This window comes from Streptomyces sp. NPDC005878 (assembly GCF_040629815.1).
Classification (GTDB): Bacteria; Actinomycetota; Actinomycetes; order Streptomycetales; family Streptomycetaceae; genus Streptomyces.
In genome coordinates, this window is sequence record NZ_JBEXWK010000020.1 from 127586 (window position 1) to 147345 (window position 19760).

The window sequence follows — 19760 nt, forward strand, 5'->3', positions numbered from 1 at the left end:
TCGTTGACAACCCGTTCATGCGAAGGCCTTGCGCAGGGTGGCGGTGGCAACGCCGATGGCGAGTTCCGCGCCCTGCGTCTCGCGCAGGGCGTTCAGCATCACGAAGTCGTGGATGACACCCTGCACGCGCAGGGCGGTGACGGGGACGCCCGACTCACGGAGCTTCGCCGCGTACGCCTCGCCCTCGTCGCACAGGACGTCGGCTTCGGCGGTGATGACCAGGGCCGGCGGCAGGCCGGTGAGCTGGTCGAGGGAGGCGCGCAGCGGGGAGGCGGTGATCTGGGCGCGCTCGGCCTCGTCGGTCGTGTACTGGTCCCAGAACCACTTCATGGCGTCGCGGCGCAGGAAGTAGCCCTCACCGAACCGGTGGTACGAGTCGGTGTCGAAGCGCGCGTCCGTGACCGGGTAGAAGAGGACCTGCTGGACGAGCGTGACATCGCCGCGCTGCTTGGCCATGAGGGTGAGGGCGGCGCTCATGTTGCCGCCGACCGAGTCGCCCGCGACGGCGATCCGCGTGCCGTCGAGGTCCTTGTGGTGGCCCTCCCGGGCGACCCACTGGGCGACGCTGTAGTTCTGCTCGATCGCGACGGGATAGCGCGCCTCGGGCGAGAGGTCGTACTCGGGGAACACCACGGCCGCCCGGCTGCCGACGGCGAGTTCGCGGACAAGCCGGTCATGGGTGTGGGCGTTGCCGAAGACCCAGCCGGCGCCGTGGATGTAGAGGATGACGGGAAGGGGTCCGGTGGCGCCGCTCGGGCGCACGATCCGGACACGCACGTCGCCGGTGACGCCTCCGTGGACGGTGATCCACTCCTCATCGACGGCGGGCAGGGGAACAGCCTCGCCGCTCTGGACGTCGTCCACGGCCTTGCGGCCCTCGGTGACGGGGATCTGGTAGAGGTAGGGCGGCTGGGCCGTGGCCTCGGCGAAGGCCTGGGCGGCGGGTTCGAGGACCGGACGGTTCTTCATGCGGGGGTTCTCCTTCTGGGGATGGACAAGATGGGGTGCGGTCGAAGGTTCAGCTCGGCGGCGGCCTCGTCGGCCGGTCCGCCCCCGACCACGACCACGTGGACGTCGTACGTGTCCGTCAGCCCCGCACCAAAGGTGTGTCCACGAGGTGCTCGGCCAGGAACCACACCTGCGCCTCACCGATGCGGACGACATCCGAGACGAGAAGGTCGGCGCTGCCCTCGTCGCCCTCTGCGGAGAGCCGGGCGGCGGCGTCCCGGGAGTCGATCAGGATCCGCTCGTGCGCGTCGAGGAGCCGCGACAGCATGACGGGCACCGGCTCGACGCCGTCCGGCGGACGGGGGATCGCCGTCAGCTCCGCGACATGGCGCGGGTCCCCGAGGGCGACGCCGCCCAGACTCTGGACCCGCTCGGCCAGCGCGTCCACGATGGCCAGTTGCGCCTCCGCATGCTTGTCCAGCATCAGGTGGAGCGAGTAGAAGGTCGCCCCGCGCATGAGCCAGTGGTGCTTCTTGTAGAGCGAGTAGAGGATCTGCGTGTCGGCGAGGACGCGGTTCAGCCGCTGGCAGCCGTACATGCGGGTGTCGTGGCCGAGGCCGATCGGCAACTGCTTGAGCGTGCCGAACGCCTGGGTCTCGGCACCCTTCTGATGCAGCAGCGGCTGGCCGCCGCCGGGCGGGGGCGTGAGGGTGTCCATCGAGTGCTCCTGAGGAGGAAGAGAGGGGGAAGGTCCGGCCGCCCGGTCGGGGGTACACGGGCGGCCGAACCGGTTCAGCGCGGCAGGTGCTGAGCGGTTGGCACGCGCTCATCACCTGCCGGCGGCGGCGTGCGGGGCCGCCGGGGCCCGCTGGTGCAGGACGAGCCGGGCGAGGAGTCCGCTGCCGAGACCGGCCACGAGCGCGAGGGCGGCCCACCACAGCGGGAAGGGCGTGAGACCGAGGGCCGAGTCCAGCGACCAGGCGCCGGGGCCGGTGGCCGCGAGGGCGGTGGCAGCGCCGATGAGGACGAGCGGATACTCGTATCCGTCGTTCTGCACCCAGAGCCCGTGGCGCCATTTCACGGTGAGCGCGACCGTCATGACCCCGGTGACGCCGGTCGCGGCGAGCGGGGTCAACAGGCCGGCGGCGAGCAGCAGGCCCGAGCCGATCTGACCGCCGCCCGCCGCCAGGGCGGTGAGGGCACCGCCGCGGAAACCGTCGGCGCGGAACTCCTCGGTACCGCCGGCCAGTCCCTTGCCACCCAAGTGCGAGCTGACCTTCTGCACACCGTGGCCGGCGACCAGCAGCCCCACCAGCAGACGCAGGATCAGAATGCCGGTGTCCACCGGGGTCAGCCGGCCGCGTGCGCGCCGATGACGCTCTGCGCGTACACGACGCCCAGGCCGTACGCACCGGCGTGGGCCTTGACGATCTCCATGACCGCGCCGTACGACTCCTGCCGCGCCCAGTCGCGCTGCAGCTCCAGCAGGACCTGGACCCAGGTCACGGGCACCGCACCGGCGGCGATCATCCGCTGAAGGGCGTGCTCATGGGCGGCCGGGCTGACGCCGCCGGAGGCGTCGCTCACGACGTACACCTCATACCCCTGCTCCAGCGCCGAGAGCGCGGGCAGCACCAGGCAGACCTCGGTCCACAGACCCGACAGGATGATCTTCTTGCGCCCGGTCGCCTTGACCGCCGCGACGAGCGCCTCGTCCTCCCAGGCGTTCATGGTGGTCCGGTCGATGACCTCGTGCTGGGGGAACACCTCGGCGAGCTGCGGCAGCAGGGGCCCGGAGAACGACTCGGCGGCGACCGTGGTCAGAACTGTCGGTACGTCAAAGGCCTGAGCAGCCTTGGCAAGGCCCACGGTGCTGTTGATGATCGCGGCACGGTCGCCGCTGCCGGTGCCGAAGAACATCTGCGGCTGGTGGTCGACGAACAGCATGACCGCGTTGTCCGGCGTGAGCAGGTCCGAACTGGGCGCAGCGTGAACGGCGTTGATATCAAACATGAGAGGTCCTTTCGCAACCATCGGCAGCGTGCCCGCCGCACCTGCGGCTCGGCACTGCTTCAAGCTACGAGCGACCCGACCGGCCTCGTTGCCCTCCTGCGCCCAGGAACTGGCACGACAGCGCACAACCGGTCAGGGGTGCGCTTTCACCGGCCGCGAGGCACACAAAGGACCCCCCTGTGGCAGTCCCGGCACCCGTCCCGGTCACCGCACAAGCTGCGGGCCGGAACGTGACGGAGCCCGGGAGCATGTCCAGCTCCCGGGCTCCAGCTTGCCACCCATTTGCGCACACCGACGGCGTTTAAGAACCGCGGGTCATGTTGAGATCGACGTGTTCTGCCTTTGAACTACAGCGCCACGAAAGAGGCGCCGGGGGGACTTGAACCCCCATCCGTCGATGTTCGCCCACGCTCGGTCGATCCGGTGTTCGGCGGCGAATACTGAGACTGGAGCGAGAATCTGAGTTTCATGGGGCCGCCTCTGCCAGGCTTGGGCCACCCCCGCGCGCAGTGCGGAGGGAGGGATTCGAACCCCCAACTGACACCCCTTCATCAGCTTCAACATCAGTTTCAGCTTGCGCTCATCGCGCACCCTCCGCTCGCGACGGAGGGCGTATGTGGGGCTACCGGAAGAGGTAGCCGAATACCGCGTCGCCGACCCGCTGGTCGGTGACCTCGGTGTTGTTCGCCTCCTCGCGGGCGAACTTGACGGCCTGCTGGAGCTTCTCGACGCGATCGAGGAGCTCGTTGACCCGCCGGGCGGGCAGCGCGCCGGAGAACTTCACCGTGGTCCAGTAACCGACCGGAACGTCCTCGTAGTACACCTCGACCTGCGCCGGGTGCTTCTCCGTGGCCTCGGCCTTCACATGGTTGCGCGGAACCTTCTTCGTGCGGATGGTCCGTACCGGGTCCGTCTTCCACGAGTCCGTCGACGGGTCCAGGTTCCACGACTCCGAGGCGTCGAGCACCGGCAGCTTGCGCACGAAGGTGTGCAGGTCGGTGAGCTGCTTCTCCAGGAACAACAGGTACGGGACGGGCACCTGGGGCAACAGCACCGCACCGTCGACCACCACGTCCGCGGCCGCGGACCGGTTCGCCCAGTCCTTCGTCGCGGTCACGTCGAAGAGCCGCGTCAGCGTCCCGGCGGTCGCCCGCAGAGCGTCCTCAGCCTTGATCTGCACCCGCGTGGACTCGGGCGGCAACTGCTCGCCCTCCTCGTCCTTGGGCTGGTAGGTCCGGGAGATACCCGCCAGCAGGGCGGGCTTCTGCACGTCCTGATGAGCTTGGGTGAGCTCCTGGAGAGCCTTGGACTTGACACCCTTTTCGACTGCGATGATCTGATTCAGCTTCGGCACACAACGAACCTAACAGCCCCGCGCCGCGCGCACATCCGATTAAACGCCCGCCCCGTCGCGTCCGGCCGAGAGCGCGGGGGCGGCACATGCGAGGCGGCGCCCGGGGCACGCAGGGCGGCTGTGATCCGCGTCTTCAGGGAAGCGTGAGCGTGCCCCACACCGCCCGGTGGTCGGAGGAACCGGTATCCGCCGCGACACCGCAGCCGGTCCAACTGCCCCCGCCGAACAGGTAATCTATCTTGCTGCTGCCCGCCGTCGGCTGGTTCGGTGTCGCCGAGTGCGCGTCGCACTCCTCGAAGGCGGCGTACAGCGTGGCCGGTACGCCTGTTGCGGGCGCGGCGTTGAGATCACCGCCGAGCAGCGCGCGGTAGCCGGGCAGGGATGCCGCCTGGCGCAGGGTCTGTGCCTGCTGGGGCTGGAAGGTGCGGTCGGGGTCGTCATAGCCGGGGCCGCCCGTGCTGAAGTGCGCGGCGCACACCTCGGCCGCCCAGGAGACCACCGTGGCGCACAGTGCGGTTCGCTGTTCGACGCCGGGCGGGGAAGGCAGTTCGACTGCCCGGTACCAGGTGTTCTCCTCCGGCACGGCCAGCGCCACCCCGTACGCTCCCCGGTCCGCTCCCGAGGCGTCCGGTCGGCAGTTCTTCTGCGCCTTGACCTTCGTGCCGGGCACCTCGTACTGGACGGGCGCGAACCGTACGTCCCAGCCGCCGCCGAGCTGCGTCTCCAGCGCCAGCTCCACCGGCTTGGCGAACTTCTCGCAGAACTCTTCAAGCATGATCACATCAGGGTGTCCCGCAGTCTTCGCCCGGGCCACGATCTGGTCCGCCAACGGGCCCGCCGCCGTGTGGTAGAAGCCGCAGGCGTTGTTGTTGTCAGCGCACACATTCCAGGTCAGCGCCTTGATCGCGCGCAGGGGCGCGGCCGGCGGCGGCGAGGGTTCGGCGGGAGCGGCGACGGCCACCAGACGGAAGAGCTCCCACGAGGCCACCGCCGAGGCACGGGCCTGGAGCAGCCCGTCGCCATTCGCCGAGGCATCGGCCTTCACATAGCGCTCCTGGGTGCCGTCGTGGTAACGCAGGGCGTACACATCGGCGCCCGCCTGCGGCTGTGGCACGAGTTCCAGCTTCTCCCAGGCGGCGGGAGGGCCGTCCGTGCGGGCCCGCAGTTTGCCGTAGCGGCCCTCGGCTCCGGCGCCGAACTCCGCCGTCACGTACCGGCCGTTCGCCTGCGACCGCATGGAGACCGTCGCTCCCTTGGCCGTGTTGTCGGTGTGCAAGGTGAACTGCTCGGTGACGCCGGGGGTGCCCGCCCGCGCGTGGAGCTCGTCGCCGCCGGCCGCCTCCACCGAGACGTACTTGGCGGTGGCGAGCGAAAACAGCTCCCACTGCTGGCCGGCCGACTTCGAGGTGTTGGGCAGCGGTGGCACGGCCGCCGTGGCGGGCATGCCGAGCAGGGCGTGCAGGAGCACCCCGATCAGCGTGGCAGCCAGCAGCCGCGGCATGCGCAGACGATTTTTCATACAGGGAGGATAGGGAATGCCTGATGTGGACCTGCCAGAGGTGCCGCGTTCCCGGCCGCCCGGCCGCTTCCGCACACGCCCTCGCCGGCCCGCGAAGGCGGTGCACGGCTCTGGCACCCACCGCAAGTTCGACGCCAGGCCCACCCACCTCATGCTGGGCCCTCACCCCGCCCTGCGGCCGCCAAGGCTCACGAACTATTCGATCGACTTGCCGGTCGTCCTCGCTGCCTGAACGAGACCCATGAGCAGCAGACCGCCGCCGATGACCATCATGACCACCCCCACCTTGGTGAGGGTGAAGACCGGGATCTCGACTCCATCGGTGAACAGCTTCAAGGCCAGGCCGATGAGCAGGGTCACAGATCCTTCGGTGAGGTTCTTGGAGGCAGGGCTCACTGCTGGACTCCTTGTCTGGCAGAGACACACCACGCTTGCGTGCAGTGCGGGAGACGGGGATCAGTCTCACCTTAGGAGGGGCGAGGAGGACTGCTCCTCAGCCCTCTGAACGATCTTGCGCTGCATCGTTCGATGTACGGCGGCGAGGCGCCGTCCCTGCACCGGCCGAGGGAGCGCTATGACGGCCCTTCAGAGGGTCGGCCTCTGACAACCGCGATGTTCTCGGACCGGTTGCCTTCCGCCCTTCACTCTCCGCTCTACCCGCGGCACGTTCCGATTGCCAAGGGCGGGCTCGAAGGGTCGGCGCGCTGTTGAGCCCTGAAACAGGGCTGCATGTGCCCTCGGACCTGTCGACGCCGTTCGAGATCGAGGGCAAGTGGGCCGCTGTCGAGGAAGCGGTGAAGGCCGGTCGTGCCGTCTTCATCAACGGCCCGACCGAACACGTGGGTGGGAGCGCGAGCAAGTTCACCACCAGCTTCCATGTGATCGTCTTCCTGGCCGTCGGGCAGGAGCTCTCTGGACGCCGCTGCTATCTCGGCTTCGACCCGGACGTCAGCGCTACGGCGGAGTTCCGGAGGATGTGGCAACCGCTGGTCCTCGGGGAAACCGAGAAGAAGGTGGGGACGTTCGATGAGGCGAAGAGCGTTCGGATCATCAAAGCCGTGATCCTCGGCGATGCGCAGGACGGATTCGGCCCGCTGGTCCGCAAGTACTACGTCGAGACGGACAAGGCCTTCCCCAAGATCAGTCGCGTCTGAGCGGCGAAGGTCCTACGTCCGCCCGACGACGACCTGGCCGAAGGCCAAGGTGCTTGAGGTGTTCCGGCAACTGATCGGCCCTGCGGGCGGGACGCCGCCGTCCCACCCCCTTGCGATACGGCAGGCACGGCCGCGCAACACCCTCAGCCGATGACCCCGACCGCGTACAGCAGCCCCGCCACGGCGATCAGGGCGCCGATGAGGCGGAAGGCCGCCACGTTGGACGTGGTGAAGGTCCGCTTCGCGCTCCGGGTGCCGCCGGTGGTGGCCAGATGGGGGGCGAACAGGGCGAAGACGAGCCCCAGGGCCAGCAGGAAGAGTCCCACGAGTACGTGCATCGGCACACCGTTCCGGAGTCAGAAGCAGGGAGGAGGGATGAGCGAGGGGTGAGGAGGAGGGAAGGTGAGGGTGGGCGGCCCCGACGGGGCCGCCCACCCGGTGTTCAGCGGCGCTTGTTCCGCATACGGACGGCCAGGAAGATCGCGACGAGTACCGCCACCGCCACGAAGGCGTAGGGGAACCAGGACGGACCGTCCGGGCGGTTGCCCTGAGCCAGCGTCACCAGGTCGTTCATCGCGTCACTCTCCTGTTCAGAACGTGTACTTCTTACTTCTGCCTACTTCTTCAGAACGTGTACTTCGCGCTCGCCGAGCACTTTCCGGTGCTGCCGCCGGTGCCCACGCCCTCCGAGCCGTCCGTGGCGACGGAGAGTTCCGCGGGACCCAAGCCGCAGGCCACCTCGCCGGTCAGGCCGCTGTCGGCGCTGCCCGAGGCGAGGCTCGCGTCGGCGCTGGCACCGGGAGATCCGACGCCCACGGAGAGGTAGGGGTGGACACTGCCGTCCTCGTTGACGCTGACGCCCCCGCCCAGGCACAGCACGTCGCAGGCCTCGATGCCGAGGTCGAGGGAGAGCAGTCCGCGCGGGTCGATCCGGTTGACCGGGTCACCCTCCGCGTACAGGTAGGGGTTCTTCTCCTGGCCGGACGGATCGGGCTGGGTGAAGCGCCCGATGTTCGGGTCGTAGTAGCGGGCACCGAGGTGGTAGAGACCGGTCGGGTCCTGGTGACCGCCGGCGAAGCGGTAGGGCTGCGGCGCCGCCTCCACCGTGCTGCGCGAGACGCCGCGCGGGCTGTAGGCGTAGGTGTTGACCTTGGCGCCGGACTGGTCGGCCAGGCCGATCACCGAACCGAGCGCGTCGGTCAGGTAGTAGTAGGCCTTGCCCCCGGTCGTCATGGAGTTCAGGGTGCCCCCGGGCTCCCGGTTGAATCCCGTGTCGACGCCGCCGGTCGTCTCCGCCGACAGGCCCAACGGCCCGTTGTGGAAGAGGGTTTGGCCCAGCTTGGTGCGCTCGGACTGGTCGGTCGAGGCGTACTGCCCGGCGTAGGTCGTGCCGGCGACGGCGATCGACTTCAGCTGCGAGTAGTCCGACCACTGCTCGGCAGTGCGGGTGGACTCCGGGGTGGAGGCACCGGCGGTCTCGTTGCCCGCCTTGTCGTAGGACCAGTTGGTGGTGGAGCCGTTCTTGCCGGTGATCTGCTGGGCGTCGTTCACGGTGTAGGTGGTGCCGCGCGGGCAGCCCGGGTCGACGCCCTGCGAGGTCAGGTTGCCGGCGAGGTCGTAGCAGTACTGCCAGGAGGCGTTGAGGGTGCTGCCCTTCTCCTCCTTGGCGTAGGAGAAGCGGCCCGCCGCGTCATAGGTGTAGGACGTCTTCAGCCCGGCCAGGACGTCCGTCGCGGTGCGGATCTTCGAGCCGTCGGTCGCGCCCCCGGTGCCGTAGCCATAGGTGTAGGTCAGATGGGTGAGGGTGCCCTTGGGTGAGGTGGTCTTGATGGTGGTGGGCCGCCCCGACTTGTCCACGTCCACGCTCTGCACGGTGTTGCCGGGATAGGTGGTGCTGGTCCGGGCGTCGTTGTTGTTGTACCCGTACGTCGTCCTGCGGCCCGCCTGGTCCTTCAGCTCCGTCAGCCGGTTGGCCGCGTCCCAGGTGTAGTCGACGACGCCCGAGGGGTCGGTGTAGGTGTCGACGTTGCCGTCGGCGGTGTACGCGAGGACCGTCTGCGACCCGTCGGGCAGGGTCCGGATCGTCTCCCGGGACAGCGCGTCGAACTGGTAGGTCTGGACCCCGGTGCGGTCGGTGCGCGAGGTCAGGTTGCCGTCGCCGTCGTAGACGTACACGACGGTGTCGTAGCTGCCGGTGTCGACCTTGGTGACCCGGTCGCGGTTGTCGTAGGTGTAGAGCGTGGTGACGCCCCGGCCGTCCTTGGAGCTGGTGACCCGGCCCAGCGCGTCGTAGCGGTAGGTCACCTTGCCGATCTGGGCGGGCGGCGTCACCGCGTCCAGGTTGCCCTGGGCGTCGTAGTGGAACGACGTCACGGAGTTCTGGGTGCCGCTCATCTTGGTGGTGGTCTTGCAGCGCTGGCCCTGGAAGCCGCCGCAGGTGGGGGTGGCGGGGTTGTAGTCGATGGTCGCCGACCCGCCGCCGGTGCCGCTCTGTGCCACGGACGTGGTGTTGCCGGCGGCGTCGTACGCGTAGTCCGTCTTCTCACCGTCGGCCGAGGTGGCCGTGGCGGGCACGTCCCGGCCGGCCTTCGTCGACCAGCCGGCCACCGTCGAGGTGGCGCCCGTGGGCAGCTTGGCCGAGGTGGGGTTGCCGCGGGTGTCCCAGCCGTAGGTGGTGACGTTGCCGCCCTCGCTGCCCACTCCCATCGCGTCCGTCGCGGTCTGCGTCAGATGACCCTTGTACGTCTTGGACCGCTCGTGGCCGAGCGCGTCGATGACCTTCGTGACCTCGGCATCGCCGTTGTGCTGGAACTTCGTGGTGTGCAGCAGCGGGTCGGTCACGGTCGTGGTGCCCGCCGCCAGACGGCTGGCCGCGTCGTAGGAGTACGTGTACGTGGGTGCGTCGCCGCCGGAGCCGCCGAGTTCGACGAAGCGGCGCATCGAGGTGACGCGGTTGGCGGAGTCGTAGGTGAATACCGTCGCCCGGGACTCGGGCGTCGTCACCTTGATCAGACGCCCGTCCTCGTCGTAACCGTAGGTGGTGGAGTTGTCCTCCGGGTCCCAGGACCGTATGAGGTGGCCGCTGGTGGCGTCGGTCTCGTAGCGCACCGTCCGGCCGCTGTTGTCCTTCGCTGTCCACAGCGTGGCGCTGGTCCGGACGAGGTCGATGGTGCGCCCGGAGCGTGTCTCGGCCAGCTTGAACCCGGCGGGGCGGCCGTCCGCGTCCTTGTTGGCGGTGACGGTGATGGTCCCCTTGTTGCGGTCGGTGACCTTGCTCAGGGTGCCGTCGGCGCCGTAGGTCTCCTGGGAGCCGGACTTGCGGTCGGTGAGGGTGTAGGTGCCGTCGCCGTTCTTCTTGAGGTCCTTGTCGTAGCCGTCCGGGGTGGTGAGCGTCCCGTCGGCGTTCTTCGTGAACTCCACGGTCGCACCGGAGGAGTCGTACCAGATCACCTCGTCGGTGAACGAGGTCTGGAGCCGGCGCTCGTACCCCGTCCACCAGGGGCCGTCGACCTGGCCGAAGGGGCCGTCGAAGGAGTTGTAGGTGCGGGTGAGCTGGAGGGAGTCGCCCACGCCCGCGATGTCGAAGTCGGTGGCGGCCAGCATCAGGTTGCCGGTCGAATAGTCGATGCGCCCCACGAGTGCGTCGGTGATGCGGAAGTCGAAGATCTGGTGCCAGGGCACGTCGCCCTGCCCCGTGGGGACGTAGACCATCGTGGAGGAGGAGGTGACGCCCGCCGTGGGCGAGGCCTGCGGCTCACCCCGCAGCCTCGCCTTCTCCCGGACCTCCCACTGGCGCTTGCCGGGGTCGGGTGCCGCCTTGCGCTGGTTCTTGGGGGGCTTGTTGGCCCCCACCTTCACCGCGGGCATGGTGGCCCGCGCCTTGCTCTGCCCCCACACCGAGACCGGTGCGGGTGTCGGCCCGGCGGCCACCGCGGGCAGCGCGGACGCCCCGATACCCAGAACGGCGACGGATGCGATCAGCGATCTTCTCGCTGTCGTACGGGCATGCCGAAGAGGCATGCCGAAGGCACGCGGACGCATGATCTTCTCCCCGTGAGACATGTCGTCCCAGTGGCCCCACTGGCCACCGGGAGCGCACACATTCGCACAGGACCCTCACAGAACGGCGGCCCGTTCCCCGGAAGTTCGCACACAAGCGCTCAGGAACCGGTCGCTCCTCTTCGGCGGACTCCCCGGCCGGAAATCGGACACGAACGGATGTTCCCACCTCGGACGTAGGTTTCCTACGCCTCCGCCGCGCGGATACGGGCGATGGACATTGGCTGGAAATCAACGGTGTCGACCGGGCGTTGACGAGGAGGCCAGGACAGTGACGTGAAGGTTCTTTGGCGGCGCGGCTCAGGGCTCTTCCCCCTCCCCGCCGCGCAAGCGGCACCTCGCCGGGCCGCACCGAGCCCTTCGCAGAGGGACCTTCAGAACCTTCAGAGAGGTACCTTCAGCCAGCCGGGGCGGCATCCGCACGCTTTGTCAGCGTTCCGGTCGCCACCCAACAGGCCGGCAGACGGGAGACAGTGCGGCCGTGCCCGATGCGGGGGTCGGCTCCGCTGTAGACCTCCGCATGCCAACCGTGTCCTGCCAGCCACGCCTGCACGTCGTCCCGGGCGGACCGCCAGCGGGCACCCTGCGACGCGAGCCGCTCCCGGGAGGGCTTGCCTTCCTCCCCCAGCATCACCGCCGCCAGCTGCTCCAGCATGATCCGACTGCCCGGCGCGGACAGCGCGGACAGCTCGGAGAGCAGGGCATCCCCCTCTTCGTCGGAGAGGTACATCAGCAACCCTTCCACCAGCCAGGCGGTCGGCAGGCCGGGGTCGAAGCCCGCTTCGCGCAGCGCGTCTGGCCAGTTGGCGGTCAAGTCCGCAGCCACTCCGTGGCGTTCGCAGGTGGCGGCCAGCCGCGAGTTGGCGATCAGCGCGTCTTTGAAGGCCGTCATGTCCGGCAGATCGAGCTCGTACCACCGCGTTCCGGGTGGGCAGTCCAACCGGAGGGTCCGTCCATCCACTCCGGCAGCCAGAGTGACCACTTGCCGGATTCCGGCGCGCATGGCGGTGAGCAGCTCGTCGTCGAAGAACCGGGTGCGTACCGCGAAGTACGTAGGGTATTCGCGCGTGCTGAGGCTCGCCCGGGTGACCATGTCGGACACTTCGGCGAAGGACTGGTCCTCGGCGATCGCCCTCAACAGCTCGTCGGCGAACGGGTCATGGAACAGGGCGTCGGGACGCCGGCTCTCCATCTGTCGTGTCCAGGCGACGACCAACGCCGTCTGCCCGACGCCTTCGGGGAACTTCAGACCATCGATCATCGAGTTTCTCCCGAGTGAGGGGGTGGGGACGGTGGGTGGAGTTCGTGCTTCCGCCCCGGGGTGGGTGCCGGAGAAGTGCTGGCACATCAATGCCCAGGCTCGTATCAGTGCGCCCCTCCGCAAGGGGCGAGGAACTCACGCGCCGACGCGATTATCACTGGTTTGAGGCCCCGTGAGCACCAACTCCGCCGTATCCACGGGCTTTTGCCGTCGCAGACGCCCCTCTGGTCCCGGACACGACGGATACGGGAGGGACTGCCAGGCACCCATCGGCGTCAGCGGGCCCGGCGGCCCTCACCGGCCCTTGCGCGCACAGCCGACGCAGCGGGTCGCGGCCGGACGGATCTCCAGACGCTCGGGCGGAATCGTCTCGCCACAGACTTCGCACCGCCCGTACTGTCCGTGTTCCAGCCGTTCCAGGGCGCGGTCCAGCTCTTCCAGGTGCTCGCGCGCCGCCGCCATCAGGGAAGCCACGTGAGCCCGCTCGAAGGCCGTGGTGCCCCCTTCGGGGTCGTGCTCGTCGTCGACCGCGATCAGGGCGTTCGCCGCGACGATTCCGTCGAAGTCACGGCTGAGCGCGGCGGTCCGCGCGAGCGTATCGGCGCGGTCCGCAGCGAGGCGCTCACGTACGGCAAAGGACCCGGGCTCGGGCTCGGGCTCGGGCTCGGGCTCGGGCTCGGGCTCGGGCTCGGGCTCGGGCTCGGGCTCGGGCTCGGGCTCGGGCTCGGCAGGACGGTAACGGGAGGTATCACCCATACTTGCGACAACACCAGGCCGAAGTCGCCGATTCCCCCCTCCGTCACCCGCGCCACCCGGCTATCTCCACACGGGGGCGCTATTCACGCAGAAGGACGGGCGGCTGCGCGGTGTTCGCCGGGGGTGATCCCGTACGCGTTCCGGAACGCACGGCCAAAGGCGGTGGCGCTGGCGAAACCCCAGCGGGCCGCGATGGCCTCGATCGTGTGGTGGTTCGACTCGGGGCGGGCCAGCTCTGCGTGGCAGCGGGCCAGTCGGCGGCGGCGGATCAATTCGGCGACACTCACCGGCTGGTCGCGAAAAAGGGTGTAGAGGCCCCGCAGGGACATGTTGTGCCGGTCGGCGATGGCTTGAGGCGTCAGCTCGCGGTCGTGGAGGTGGTCGTCGATGAACTGGAGGACACGCTGGAGCATCGCCTGGGCGTGCGCCTCGGCCGGTGTCTGAAGCGGCTGCTCGTCCTGGAACTGGGTTCCGAGTCGTTGTGCCAGGCACGCGGTGGCAAGGTCGAGGGCGACTGTGCCCAGGCGGCGCAGCTCGTCGGGGTCGCACCGGGGGCCGTGGTGGTGCAAGGAGTGCAGGAAATCGGCGAGGATCTTGGCCATGCCTCCGCCGGTTCCCGCAGGCGCGGGGCCGGGCTGTGCGAGGATGCGGTCCACTCTGTCGGGCCGTAGGGGCAGGACCGTGCGAGGGATCTGGAGCACGATCGCCTCGACCGCCCCGTAGTCGCTGAAGCCGATGTTCTCCATCGGGCGCGAGGTGTCCGTCAGGACGAGGCCACCGGCCACCACGGACGCATTGCGCAACCGGGAGATGTTGAAAGCACCTCGCGTGGCAAGGGCCAGTTGATACGACCCGGGATCCTCCCGCCGGGCCGGGGTCGCCACCCGGCGTGAGCACACCCGCGAGAACGCGACCGAGGAAACCCTCACCGGGCCGAGATCCAGTCCGGTGTACTGGGCGTGGACGTCTGACGTGCGCTGATCGCTGAGCGGTGTGGACGTCAGCACGCTCGGCACCATCTCACAGAACCAGCCCGATCCGTCGGCCGGCGTCCTGGTGTCGGCAGAGACCGCGGACCGCCCCATGGCATCCCCCTTGCTCGCGGCGCGACACCGCCCGGCTGGCCCACCGGCGGCCGCGCATCCACACTTCCACACTTCGACTGGAAGCAGAGATCGTCTGCCCGGCATCAACCCCGTTGCGGGGCCCGGCATTCCACCCGCCCGGGGCGACACCCTCAACCGGCCACCCGTCGCGCCGCGCTCGTCCCGTACGGGTTCATTCCGTACGGTTCATTCCGTACGGGTTCGTGCTTGCTTGCAGTATCCGTCCAACACGTCCCGGCGCAGCAGGAAACCGAAGCCGGCGGACTCCAGGCGCAGACCCAGCTGGGCCTCGTCGATCCCCAAGGCCGCCGCCGCGTCCGCCAGGTGCCAGTCATGGGCGGCGAGCACGCTCAGCAGGTGCCCCCTCCGGACCTGGGCCTCCGACAAGCGGAACGTCTTGAGGTAGGCGATCCTGCCGCTGCCGTCGGTGATGGCTTCGCCGATGTGGTTCTCCTGCTTGGGGCGGAACTCCGGCAGAAAGCGGGAAAGCGTGAAGCCTCCCATCCGGTAGACCGTCTGCCAGGTGTACGCGGATTCCAGCAAACCGACTGCCATGGTCGTGTCGTGGAAGTGCGTCCACGCCCGCTCCTGTTCGGCGACGGCCGTACGCAGGTGAGCGAGGGAGCGGATCCGCGCGTCGGGGATACGGGCACGGAAGTCCCCCACCGGCGGCATCAGCGTGGCGTAGTGGTGGATCAGTTCACCGTACAGGTCCTGCACGAGCGTGGCGTGGAGCGCACGGTAGTCGTCCGGGTGCGGGACCACGAACGCGGCGGCCGGCGCGTCGGCGACGTAGAGCAGCACACCGCACTGACCGGGGTGGATCTCGAAGACGCGCAGGGCGTCCGCGAGCCCGCGCACCTCACCGCCCACGTAGGCTTCCTCGACGCGCGGCGAGAGTCCTTGACGGATCGCGCGCTGTGACCACTCCTCCCAGGCCACGGACGGACCGCCGAAGTGCAGGGCCAGATAGCCTTCCAGCGCCAGGTGCAGGGGCAGGAACCGCAGCCGGTCCTTGGCCTGGCGGCGGGCCATCCGGTGGTGGAAGCGAAGGCCCATGGTGGCGGCGGGGGCCGCGTTGCCGTCGTCGGACAGATGGGTGCCGTAGGCGGCTGCGGGCGTGCCGTCCTCGGTCCACGAGGCGACGAATCCGTGCGGGATGTAGGACGTGTAGGTCCCGCGCGCACCGAGGTCCACCAGTCCGGCCCCATCACCGTAGAGCTGCGCGCCCAGACGCAGACCGTGGACGGGCTCGTCCCGCACGAGCGGCACCAGTCGCACGGCGTTCCACACCTGGGAAGGGCGAGGGGTCAGCCCGTTGAGGTTCAGGGTGGTCATCGGGCCTGCTCCTGGGGGTGTGCCTGCGTCATGCGGGCCGCGCGGGTGTCCATGTACGCGATCAGTTCGGCCAAACCGGTACGGCCCTCCGCGAACTGGGCCAGTTCCACAAGGGCGGGAAGGTCCTCGGCGTCACGGATACCCGCGGTGGGCACCGTCAGTGACAGTCGGCGCACGTCGAAGTCGGCGGCGTCGTAGACGGGGTTGAGATGCACGATGCTGGTGCGGCGTTCGGAGTCGAGCCTGGTCCGCCAGATACGCAGCACCTCGGCGGCCAGGCCGGGAGGCGCGTTGTCCCAGCCGTCGGAGACGATCACCAACCGGGTCGGGGCGGTGTCCAGTGCGTCCAGGACGCGCCGCCCCACCGGCGACGGCCCGTACGGGTAGGTCAGCAGCGCATCCGTCCGACCGGACGTCCACAGCGCGATGTAGTCATCGGAAAGCGCCGCGAGCAGATAGTGGCAGGCCAGAGCCACGGCCAGCGGCCGACGACGCTTGTGCGCCGATCCGGAAGTGGAGAAACTGTCGTCCAGGACGGCGGTGACCTTCCCCCAGCTCCCCCGGTGGGAGCCGGCCACCCGGGCGGCGACCGACTCCAGGGCACGGGTCAGCTCGGCACGCCGACGCCCGCGCTCCTCGAGCGGCAGCGACAGCACATACGTCGCCAGGCGGGTAAGCGGCATCCTCGCCAGATCCGCCTGCACCCCGGTGATCTCGCGCGCCCGCGCGGACTCCTGGAGCCGCAAGGTTTCCAGGCGCGTCAGCCGCGGGGCTATGCGCTCCAGGAAGACGTTCCGGGGGACGCCGTGCTTGGCGGCGAAGCCCTCGGCGACCGTATAGGGCAGCTCATAGAGGGCGGACTGCTCGTAGTGGGCACGGCGCCACGTCTCCAACAGGGGTGTCGCATAGTGCGCGTGGGCCGTCGGCGCGAACATGAACGTCCCCAGCTCTTCGGTGCCAGGGGTCAGGTGCGCATGGCGAAGGGTTCGTTTGAGGCTGCCGCGGTACTTCACGGCATCGAACGCCAGGTCCTGGCGGGCGGAGAGCCAGTCACGCATGATCGCGCGGGTGCGCCGGTTGTTCACCTTGGCCCGGCGCAGGGCGTCGAACAGTTTGTACACGCGTTGGGGCGGCATCCGCGCGAGACGCGATGCGATGAGGCGGCCCTCGCTGCGGCGCTCGTCGGCCGTGGCCTCACCAGGGGTCTCCAGCAGCCCTCGGATGATGAGGACGGCGTTGTGGTCGTTGATGTCGAGCGCAAGGACCCCGGCATACAGGTCGCGATAGTTCCCCCGCATGTACGCGTGGAGGAAGTCCAGGGACAGCCGCTGCCGGTCCGCATCGCTGTGGAACTCGCGCTGGCCGGTGGAGGTGATCGCCGCGTTGACGAAGAGCAGCACATCATCGGCTGCGACGAGGTCCCCGTACGACTCCGAGTCCATCCGCATCCTTCCCCCAGGATTGCTGATGCCGGCCGGGGAAGGGGAGCACGAGCAGCGAATCATTGCTTTATAGGCAGGTTCCGGAAGTCGCACTGGAGTCCCGCGGCCGGCCCCCGAACCGTAACAGGCCAGGCCATACGGGCTCCAGCGACTTATCCGGCCGGTGACGCGGGCCGCAGCCCGTCAGCGGTGCGGGCCCCAGCCGGATGGGCAGGGGCCCGCATCTTGGAGGGCATGGAAGACCAGGAACGCCCCTCCGTGAGTCACGCCCTCACTCGGCCTGCCTTCTGCCGGTGGACGGCCCGCCCGGCGCTACTTCAGGTGCCGGACCAGGAACTGGGCTGCGGCGTCCCCCGCGAACTGCGGGACGCCGCTGTGGCCGCCCAGATTGGCGTGCAGTGTCTTCTCCTTGGAGCCGAAGGCGTCGAACAGGTCCAGGGCGGTCTGCCGATCGTTGCCTTCGTCGTCCCACTGCAGCAGGACGTGCAGCGGGATCGTGACCCGCCGAGCCTCGTCGAAGATGGCGCGCGGCACGAGGCTCCCGGCGAACAGCACGGCGGCCGCGATGCGCGGCTCGACCGCAGCCAGCCGGATTCCGATGGAGATCACTCCTCCTGAGTAGCCGACCGGGCCGCCGATTTCCGGTAGCGACAGGAGGGCGTCCAGGGCGGTCCGCCATTCCGGGACCGCCCTTTCGACCAGCGGGAGGACGAGCCGGTCCACGATCTCCTCGCCGACCGGCTCCCCCGCCCGCATGGCCTGGCGCAGGTCCGCGCGGGCCTGATCGAGAGCGGGCCAGCGGGGCCGCTCACCGCTTCCGGGCAGTTCGATGGTGGCCGCGGCGAAACCGTCCGCCGCGGCGTGCCGGGCCCGGGCCACCAGCCGGGGGTACATCTTCTCCAGTCCCAGCGGGGGGTGGCCGAGGAGGATCAGCGGTGCCGGTGCGGATGCGGTGGCGGACGGAGGCGTCCACAGGATGCCGGGGATCTCACCGAGGGTGAACGGGCGCTCGAGGACGCCGTCGTCGAAGCGCTGTTGGGAAGTGAAGTGCAGGGGCATGGTCGTGCCTTTCGGGAGTGCGGGACGGCGCTCCCGGACGACCTATCGCCCGACCGTGACTCCGGAGGAGAGCACCCACGTCGATACTGCGTTCACGGGTACCACCTCCTCGTTCTCTCGCACGGCCTCCGGCAAGGTAGCAGACCCCGCCGCGCCCCACCAACGGGTTTTCGCCCCCGCCTCGCCGCCGGATGCCGAGGCGTCGGCCCCGGCGTCACCCGGCCCCGGGCTCCATAGCGGCTCACCCCAGCCCCACCCCCGGCCCCGGCCCCGGAAACCCGTCTCACCCAGCCGGATACGCCAGCAACCCCCTGTCCGTCTCCTCCCACGCCGACTTCAGCTCACTCAAGACCTGCGGCTCGTCCGCGGCTCGGTCGGCCTGCTCGCGCTGGTCCTGCGACAGATCGAACAGGTGATCCTGGCCGTTCTTGCCCTGGTAGTACTTCCATTTCCCGCGCCGCAGCGCACGCTCCCCGCGCACACGCCAGAACAGGTCACGCTCGGCAAGCTGCCGGCCCTTCAGTAGATACGGGGCCAGGCTGGTCCCGTCCAACTTGTACGCCGGGTGTGGGCGCGCCCCTCCGATCTCCAGAAGCGTCGCAGTCCAGTCCGGTGTGAAGACGGGCTCATGGCTGACCTGCCCGCCGTCGAGGCGTGCGGGCCACCGCACGATGGTCGGCACGCGGATTCCGCCCTCCTGGAGCGAGGCCTTGTTCCCCGACAGGGGCCAGTTGTACGAGAAGCGCTCACCGCCGTTGTCCGAGGCGAAGAACACCAACGTGTCCCGCCCCTGGCCGGACTTCTCCAACGCGCGCAGCACGACACCGATCGACCGGTCCAGGTCCTGCACCATCTGCGCGTATTTCTCGACGGAACCGCCGTCCTGGTGCCAGAGCGCACCCTTGGCACCCGCCTTGATCCTGCGGACGATCTCGGCGCTCTCCTCCTCGTCCCCCTCCGCGGTCCAAGGCCAGTGCGGAGTGGTGAAGTTGAGGTTCAGCAGCCAGGGTCGGCCGCCGTGGTCGCGCTGGACGTACTCGCCGGCGCGCTCGGTGAGGATGCGCGTGTAATACCGCAGGTCCTTGTACTCGGCATCCCCCTCGCGTCTGTCGCCCGCGTACAGGTCGTACTCCCCGCCGAGCCCCAATTTCGAGTAGTACTCGAGGGCCCCGCCGAAGTTCCCGAAGAACTCCTCCCAACCGGACTTCGTGGGCGAGTAGTCCGGCAGGTATCCGCAGTGCCACTTGCCGATGAGCGCGGTCGCGTAACCCGCGTCGCGCAGCAGCGAGGCAAGTGTGGGGTGGGACGGCTCGAGCCCGACGGACCTGTCCGCGATCGGCTCCGCGAGGCCACCCTTCGTACGTCCGGGCAGGCGCCCCGTGTACAGGCTGAACCGGGTCGGCGAGCAGGTCGCGGACCCGGCGTAGGCGTCCGTGAACCGCACCCCCTGCCGCGCGAGCCGGTCCAGGTTCGGGGTCTTGATGTGCGGGGCGCCGTAGCAGGACAGATCGGCCCAGCCGAGATCGTCGCCGAGGATGAAGAGAATGTTGGGCCGCTCGGCCCGTCGGTGCGGCGCTGCCCTGAACGGCTGCTCACGCTCCGGAGCTTGGGCCTGGGCGTCGGCGGCGGGCACACCCACGGCCGCGGCGGTGACGCCTGCGGCGACAGCACCGCCGAAGGACCGCCGGGACAGCGGGGAGGGTGGGGAAAGGCGAGTCGCGGGGGAATCGTCGTACGAGGGCACAGTGCGC

18 protein-coding genes are annotated in these 19760 nt (G+C 69.4%); 1 reads left to right on the forward strand and 17 read right to left on the reverse strand.

From position 1 onward, the window contains the following. Nucleotides 1–15: 15 nt before the first annotated feature. The 7 genes from ABZ404_RS26450 to ABZ404_RS26480 form a co-directional block, all read right to left on the reverse strand. Nucleotides 16–969, reverse strand: a complete 954-nt coding sequence (locus ABZ404_RS26450; RefSeq protein ID WP_358835559.1) for an alpha/beta hydrolase — start codon at nt 967–969, stop codon at nt 16–18. A gap of 118 nt (nt 970–1087) precedes the next feature. Continuing rightward, nucleotides 1088–1666 (reverse strand): DNA starvation/stationary phase protection protein, encoded by a 579-nt coding sequence (locus ABZ404_RS26455; RefSeq protein WP_358835558.1) that lies wholly within the window; start codon nt 1664–1666, stop codon nt 1088–1090. A 111-nt stretch (nt 1667–1777) separates the two neighbouring features. Continuing rightward, nucleotides 1778–2293: a DoxX family membrane protein gene (locus ABZ404_RS26460; protein ID WP_358835557.1), complete on the reverse strand. Its 516-nt coding sequence runs from the start codon at nt 2291–2293 to the stop codon at nt 1778–1780. A 5-nt stretch (nt 2294–2298) separates the two neighbouring features. Beyond that, nucleotides 2299–2961 carry a hydrolase gene (locus ABZ404_RS26465; protein ID WP_358835556.1) on the reverse strand — a complete coding sequence of 221 codons (663 nt, stop codon included), beginning with the start codon at nt 2959–2961 and terminating at the stop codon, nt 2299–2301. A 622-nt stretch (nt 2962–3583) separates the two neighbouring features. Next, nucleotides 3584–4315: a hypothetical protein gene (locus ABZ404_RS26470; protein WP_358835555.1), complete on the reverse strand. Its 732-nt coding sequence runs from the start codon at nt 4313–4315 to the stop codon at nt 3584–3586. Between the two features lie 133 nt (nt 4316–4448). Further along, complete coding sequence (locus ABZ404_RS26475; protein ID WP_358835554.1) at nt 4449–5834, reverse strand: endonuclease/exonuclease/phosphatase family protein; 1386 nt, start codon at nt 5832–5834, stop codon at nt 4449–4451. A gap of 195 nt (nt 5835–6029) precedes the next feature. Continuing rightward, nucleotides 6030–6230 (reverse strand): DUF5708 family protein, encoded by a 201-nt coding sequence (locus ABZ404_RS26480; RefSeq protein ID WP_358835553.1) that lies wholly within the window; start codon nt 6228–6230, stop codon nt 6030–6032. A gap of 311 nt (nt 6231–6541) precedes the next feature. Between ABZ404_RS26480 and ABZ404_RS26485 the strand changes: the two genes are divergently transcribed. Beyond that, the gene (locus ABZ404_RS26485; RefSeq protein ID WP_358835552.1) at nt 6542–6988 is read left to right on the forward strand and encodes a hypothetical protein; all 447 of its coding nucleotides are present in this window, start codon (nt 6542–6544) and stop codon (nt 6986–6988) included. Between the two features lie 143 nt (nt 6989–7131). On the opposite strand, the gene ABZ404_RS26490 is transcribed toward ABZ404_RS26485, so the two are convergent. From ABZ404_RS26490 to ABZ404_RS26535, 10 genes are all read right to left on the reverse strand, one after another. Further along, nucleotides 7132–7326: a hypothetical protein gene (locus tag ABZ404_RS26490; protein ID WP_358835551.1), complete on the reverse strand. Its 195-nt coding sequence runs from the start codon at nt 7324–7326 to the stop codon at nt 7132–7134. Nucleotides 7327–7430: 104 nt separating this feature from the next. Continuing rightward, nucleotides 7431–7562: a hypothetical protein gene (locus ABZ404_RS26495; RefSeq protein ID WP_358835152.1), complete on the reverse strand. Its 132-nt coding sequence runs from the start codon at nt 7560–7562 to the stop codon at nt 7431–7433. Nucleotides 7563–7612: 50 nt separating this feature from the next. Further along, complete coding sequence (locus tag ABZ404_RS26500) at nt 7613–11029, reverse strand: RHS repeat-associated core domain-containing protein (RefSeq protein ID WP_358835153.1); 3417 nt, start codon at nt 11027–11029, stop codon at nt 7613–7615. A gap of 415 nt (nt 11030–11444) precedes the next feature. After that, complete coding sequence (locus ABZ404_RS26505) at nt 11445–12308, reverse strand: SAM-dependent methyltransferase (RefSeq protein ID WP_358835154.1); 864 nt, start codon at nt 12306–12308, stop codon at nt 11445–11447. A 294-nt stretch (nt 12309–12602) separates the two neighbouring features. Continuing rightward, complete coding sequence (locus ABZ404_RS26510; RefSeq protein WP_358835163.1) at nt 12603–12863, reverse strand: TraR/DksA C4-type zinc finger protein; 261 nt, start codon at nt 12861–12863, stop codon at nt 12603–12605. Nucleotides 12864–13147: 284 nt separating this feature from the next. Beyond that, nucleotides 13148–13867 carry a helix-turn-helix domain-containing protein gene (locus tag ABZ404_RS26515; protein ID WP_358835155.1) on the reverse strand — a complete coding sequence of 240 codons (720 nt, stop codon included), beginning with the start codon at nt 13865–13867 and terminating at the stop codon, nt 13148–13150. A 489-nt stretch (nt 13868–14356) separates the two neighbouring features. Then, nucleotides 14357–15508 (reverse strand): hypothetical protein, encoded by a 1152-nt coding sequence (locus tag ABZ404_RS26520; RefSeq protein WP_358835156.1) that lies wholly within the window; start codon nt 15506–15508, stop codon nt 14357–14359. Next, nucleotides 15505–16956: a hypothetical protein gene (locus ABZ404_RS26525; RefSeq protein WP_358835157.1), complete on the reverse strand. Its 1452-nt coding sequence runs from the start codon at nt 16954–16956 to the stop codon at nt 15505–15507. Before ABZ404_RS26525 ends, ABZ404_RS26520 begins: the two co-directional genes overlap by 4 nt. Before the next feature lie 306 nt (nt 16957–17262). Then, complete coding sequence (locus ABZ404_RS26530) at nt 17263–18003, reverse strand: alpha/beta hydrolase (RefSeq protein WP_358835164.1); 741 nt, start codon at nt 18001–18003, stop codon at nt 17263–17265. A gap of 289 nt (nt 18004–18292) precedes the next feature. Continuing rightward, nucleotides 18293–19753, reverse strand: coding sequence for a sulfatase-like hydrolase/transferase (locus ABZ404_RS26535; protein WP_358835158.1), 1461 nt, complete (start codon nt 19751–19753; stop codon nt 18293–18295). Nucleotides 19754–19760 lie beyond the last annotated feature (7 nt).